This is a genomic window from Plasticicumulans sp. (genome assembly GCF_035331805.1).
Taxonomy (GTDB): Bacteria; Pseudomonadota; Gammaproteobacteria; order Competibacterales; family Competibacteraceae; genus Plasticicumulans.
In genome coordinates this window covers 1-5,197 of the sequence record NZ_DAOLKE010000011.1, presented here as the reverse complement: position 1 = coordinate 5,197, position 5,197 = coordinate 1, and the positions used below count along the sequence as shown (strand labels likewise).

The window sequence follows — 5,197 nt, the reverse complement described above, 5'->3', positions numbered from 1 at the left end:
GGCGCCGGCAAGGACGGTTCATTCCTTGACGCGCGAAACGTATTCGCCGGTGCGCGTGTCGACCTTGATCACCTCGTCGGTCTGCACGAACAGCGGCACGCGCACGACCGCGCCGGTTTCGAGCGTCGCCGGCTTGCCGCCGCCGCCGGAGGTGTCGCCCTTCAGGCCCGGGTCGGTCTCGGTGATGCGGGCGATGATGAAGTTCGGCGGCAGCACCGACAGCGGCACGCCGTTCCACAGCGTCAGCTGGCAGAGGTCGTTTTCCTTCAGCCACCGGGCGTTGTCACCGACGGCCGTGGCATCGGCAGCGAGCTGCTCGAAGCTGGTCGGGTTCATGAAGTGCCAGAACTCGCCGTCGCAGTACAGGTACTGCATGTCGATGTCGAGCACGTCGGCGCCCTCGACCGAGTCGCCGGACTTGAACGTGCGCTCGATCACGCGCCCGGATTTCAGGTTGCGCACGCGCACGCGGTTGAAGGCCTGGCCCTTGCCGGGCTTGACGAATTCGTTCTCGACGATGGCATACGGGTCGCCATCGAGCATGATCTTCAGACCCGACTTGAATTCGTTGGTACTATAAGTCGCCATCGTCGCTGACCTGCGTGGAACGGAGCGTATCCGAGTTGAGAAGGCCGACGATGATAGCCGCTGTCGCGCATGCCGACGACACGCCTGCCACCGACGGGTCCGGGGCCCGTCTGCTCACCGATCCCGCCACCCTGCTCGAACGGCTCGGCCTCGATGCGGCCCTGCTGCCGGCGGCGCGCCGCGCGGCAGAACGGTTTCCGATGCGGGTACCGGCCGGATTCGTCGCGCGCATGCGTCCCGGCGATCCGGCCGATCCGCTGCTGCGCCAGGTCCTGCCGCTCGCCGATGAGCTCGCCACGGCCGGGGGCTTCGGCGCCGATCCGGTCGGCGATGCCGCAGCACGCGTCGCGCCGGGCCTGCTGCACAAGTATGCCGGACGGGCGCTGCTGCTCGTGACCGGTGCCTGCGCCATCCACTGCCGCTACTGCTTCCGGCGCGAGTACCCCTATGCCGACACCGGCGCCAGTCCCGCCGGCTGGGAGGCGGCCTTCGCGCACCTGCACGCCGACCGGTCGATCCGCGAGCTGATCCTGTCGGGCGGCGATCCGCTGACGCTGTCGAACCGCCGGCTGCGTGAGCTGGTGCAGGCCGCCGACGCCGTGCCGCAACTCGAACGCCTGCGCATCCATACCCGCCAGCCGGTCGTCGACCCCGGGCGCATCGACGCCGGCCTGCTCGCTGCGCTGCGCAGCCGCCTGCCGGTCGTGCTCGTGCTGCACGTCAATCATGCCCGCGAGATCGATGCCGCGCTGGTGCAGGCCTGCGCACGCCTGCGCGCCGCGGGCGTGACGCTGCTGAACCAGTCGGTGCTGCTCGCCGGCGTCAACGACGCGGCGACGACGCTGGCCGCGCTGTCCGAGGCCTTGTTCGCCGCCGGCGTGCTGCCGTATTACCTGCACCTGCTCGATCGCGTGGGGGGTGCGACACACTTTGAGGTTTCCGAGCAACAGGCCTTGTCTATCATGGGCGCACTGCGGGCGATGCTGCCCGGTTATCTGGTGCCCCGGCTGGTGCGCGAGGAAGCCGGCCGGCCCGCCAAGACTCCCCTCTGCTGATTCCAGCCTGCACGGAGCGCCATCCGTCGCGTCCTGACCCGAGGTAAACCGCGCGTGTCCCTTGATTCGACGATCCGTCTGCTGCTGGTCGACCGGCCCCAGGCCGATGCCCAGCCGGTACTGCGCCCGCTGCGGGCGGCGGGTTTCCTGGTGCGCCACTGGCAGGCCGACCGCATCGACACGCTGCAGCACCTGATCGACGAACAGACCTTCGACCTCGCCATCGTGCGCATCGGCGAGGGCGTGCTGCCGATCGAGAACGTCCGTGACTCGATCGACAGCGCCTTCAAGGACATCCCGGTCATCGCCGTCGCCGACGAGACCGCCGGCATCGACGCCGTGCAGTTGCTCAACGCCGGGGCCGACCGCATCGCGGCGCTGAATCACTCGAACTCGCTGCCGCTGGTCGCCCGGCTCGAACTCGGCCGGCTCAACGAACGCCGCCAGGCGCGGCGCTGGGAAGGCCTGTACCGCGAGGCCGAGGCCCGCGCGCAGGCGCTGCTCGAAACCTCGCGCGATGCGATCGCCTACATCCACGCCGGCGCGCACATCTACACCAACCCGAGCTACCGGGCGCTGTTCGGTTTCGACGACGCGCTGGTCGACACCACGCTGATCGACCTGATCCACCGCGACAGCCGCGACGCGGTCAAGAGCTACCTGCGCGCCCGCGAGCGCAACCCGAACGCCCCGCTCGGCGACGGCCTCGAATGCCGCGGCGTGCGCGCCGACGGCAGCGAGATCCGCATCGTGCTGCTCGCCTCGGCAGCGCGCATGAACGAGGAATTCTGCCTGCAGCTGCTGGTGCGCGAACCGCGCGGCGAGCAGCCCGAGGTGCAGGACAAGCTGCGTTACTTCGTCGAACACGACACGCTGACCGGGCTGTTCAACCGCCAGTACTTCACCGAGCTGCTGAACCGCATCCACACCTCGGCGACCACCAGCGGCAGCCTCGGCGGTGCCGTGCTCTACGTGCTGATGACCGATTACCGCGGTGTCGCCGAACGCCTCGGGCTCGAAGCCGTCGACGACCTGCTGCGCGGCGTCGCCGAGGCGATCCAGCAGCAGGTCGGGCCGCAGGAGATCGTTGCCCGCTTCTCGGATGCAACCTTCACGGTGCATACGCCGCTGTCGGCGCGCGGGGCCGTCGCCGAACTCGGCGAGCGCGTGCGCCAGGGCATCGAGAACCACACGATCCAGGCCGGCGGCATGCTGATCACCGCCAAGGCCAGCATCGGCATCTGCATGATCGGCGACACCAACTCCAGCGCCACGCAGATCATTTCCTACGCCGACAAGGCCTGCGAGCAGGCCCGCCAGCTCGGCGGCAGTCAGGTGCAGATCTACACGCCGGTCGCCCCGGAGCGCGACTCGATCGCGCGGCGCGACACCATCCTGCGCGCCTTCCGTCAGGCCGTGGTCGAACAGCGCGTGCATCTGTACTACCAGCCGATCGCGAGCTTCACCGGTGCCCGCGGCGAGTTCTTCGATGCCTGCCTGAGCGCGAGCGACGAACAGGGCCAGCCGCTCGACCTGCGCGAGGCGCTGCCGCTCGCCGAGACGCGCGGACTGATGCGCCAGCTCGACCGCTGGACGGTGGCGACGGCGCTCGCGGCGATCGCGGCGCGCGGCGCGGCCGGTGCCGGCCTGCCGACCGTGTTCGTGCGCGTGTCGTCGAACTCGATCACCGATGCCGAATACCGCGACTGGCTGCTGCAGCAGCTCGCCGAGCGCAACCTGCCCGGCAGCGTGCTGGTGCTGGAGGTCGCCGAGACCGTCGTCGAGCCCTACTTCGCCGACCTGATCCAGCTCAAGCAGGCCGTGGAACCGCGCGGCTGCCGCATCGCGCTCGACGGCTTCGGCGGCCGCCCGTACTCGGAGCAGCTGCTGCGCCAGTCGCAGCCGGGTTTCGTGCGCATCGACATCGAACTCATGGAGCAGGCCCAGCGCGATGCCGCCTTCAAGCAGCAGCTCGATCACCTGACGGCGCTCGCTGCCGAGCAGCACACGCAGGTGATCATGACCGGCGTCGACAACCCGGCGCAGATGGCGATCACCTGGCAGTTCGGCGCCATGCTGGTCCAGGGCGACATCGTGCAGCCCCCGGCCCCGGAGCTGGTGTTCGACTTCAGCCAGTTCGGCTGAACCCGGCGCGCCTTTCCGCTCCCCTTATCCGCCCCCGACGAAAAGCCCGCCGCAGGCGGCGGGCTTCCGGGCGTGCGCGGGGCGAGGACGCTCAGGCGGCGCGCAGCGCGGCGATGCGCTCTTCCAGCGGCGGGTGGGTCATGAACAGGCGCTGCACGGTGCCGCCGTTGATGCCGAAGGCCGCCATCTGCGAGGGCAGGTGCGAAGGCTCGTGCATCTGGCGCAGGCGTTCGAGCGCCGCGATCATGCGGTTGCGGCCGGCGAGGTGTGCACCGCCGGCATCGGCCCGGAATTCACGCCGGCGCGAGAACCACATGACGATCATCGAGGCCAGGAAGCCGAACAGGATCTCGCAGATCAGGCTGGTCACGAAGTAACCGATGCCGACCCCGCCCTCGTCGTCGCGGTTGCCGGACAGCGCCCGGTCGACCACGAAGCCGACCACGCGCGACAGGAAGATCACGAAGGTGTTGACCACACCCTGCACCAGCGCCAGCGTCACCATGTCGCCGTTGGCGACGTGGCTGACCTCGTGCGCGAGCACGCCCTCGACCTCGTCGGGGCTCATGTTCGACAGCAGCCCGGTGCTGACCGCCACCAGCGCGTTGTTGCGGCTCGCGCCGGTCGCGAAGGCGTTGATCTCGGGCGAGTCGTAGATCGCGACCTCGGGCATGCCGATGCCGGCCGCCGCCGCCTGGCGCTGCACGGTCTCGACCAGCCAGCGTTCGGTCGGATTCTGCGGCACCTCGATCACGTAGGCGCCGACCGAGGACTTGGCGATCCATTTCGACATCGCCAGCGAGATCAGCGAACCGCCGAAGCCGAACACGGCCGCGAAGCCGAGCAGCGCCGGCAGGTTCAGCCCCTGGCGCGTCAGGAAGCGATCGACGCCGAGCACGCTCGCCGTGATGCTCAGCACCACCAGCACGGCGATGTTGGTCAGGACAAACAGCAGGATGCGTTTCATGGGGAGTCTCCTCGACGATCCCCGCGCGCCGGTCTGCGGGCGCGGGACTGCGACGATCATGGGGGCGCCGGCAGGCGCCGACAAGGCGTTACCTGTAAGAGCTTCGTAACGGCTCAGCCCGCTGGCCGGCTACCGCGCACGAACATCGCGTCGCCGTAGCTGAAGAAGCGGTAGCGCGCCGCCACCGCATGCCGGTACGCGGCCATCACCTGCGCATGGCCGGCCAGCGCCGAGACCAGCATCAGCAGCGTCGATTCGGGCAGATGGAAGTTGGTCACCAGCGCATCGACCACCCGGAAACGGTAGCCCGGCGTGATGAAGATGTCGGTGTCGCCGGCAAACGGCCGCAGCTCCCCGCCGGCCGCCGCCGATTCGAGGCTGCGCACGGCGGTGGTGCCGACGGCGACCACGCGCGCACCACGCGCCCGTGCCGCGGCGACGG

5 protein-coding genes are annotated in these 5,197 nt (G+C 69.6%); 2 read left to right on the top strand and 3 right to left on the bottom strand.

Translation table 11 applies throughout. The annotated features are described in order from the left end of the window. Nucleotides 1-18 precede the first annotated feature (18 nt). A complete protein-coding gene (efp, locus tag PKE44_RS01985; RefSeq protein ID WP_324547984.1) occupies nt 19-588 on the bottom strand; it encodes an elongation factor P in 570 nt (189 codons plus the stop codon). A 50-nt stretch (nt 589-638) separates the two neighbouring features. Here efp and epmB point away from each other — a divergent pair, with 50 nt between their 5' ends. Together epmB and PKE44_RS01975 are read left to right on the top strand one after the other, a co-directional pair. Continuing rightward, complete coding sequence (gene epmB, locus PKE44_RS01980) at nt 639-1,643, top strand: EF-P beta-lysylation protein EpmB (RefSeq protein ID WP_324547983.1); 1,005 nt, start codon at nt 639-641, stop codon at nt 1,641-1,643. Between the two features lie 54 nt (nt 1,644-1,697). Next, complete coding sequence (locus PKE44_RS01975; RefSeq protein ID WP_324547982.1) at nt 1,698-3,788, top strand: EAL domain-containing protein; 2,091 nt, start codon at nt 1,698-1,700, stop codon at nt 3,786-3,788. A 91-nt stretch (nt 3,789-3,879) separates the two neighbouring features. On the opposite strand, the gene htpX is transcribed toward PKE44_RS01975, so the two are convergent. Further along, nucleotides 3,880-4,755 carry a protease HtpX gene (gene htpX / locus PKE44_RS01970; protein ID WP_324547981.1) on the bottom strand — a complete coding sequence of 292 codons (876 nt, stop codon included), beginning with the start codon at nt 4,753-4,755 and terminating at the stop codon, nt 3,880-3,882. Between the two features lie 113 nt (nt 4,756-4,868). After that, nucleotides 4,869-5,197 (bottom strand): S-adenosylmethionine:tRNA ribosyltransferase-isomerase (locus tag PKE44_RS01965; protein WP_324547980.1); only part of this gene is annotated, 329 nt, incomplete at its 5' end.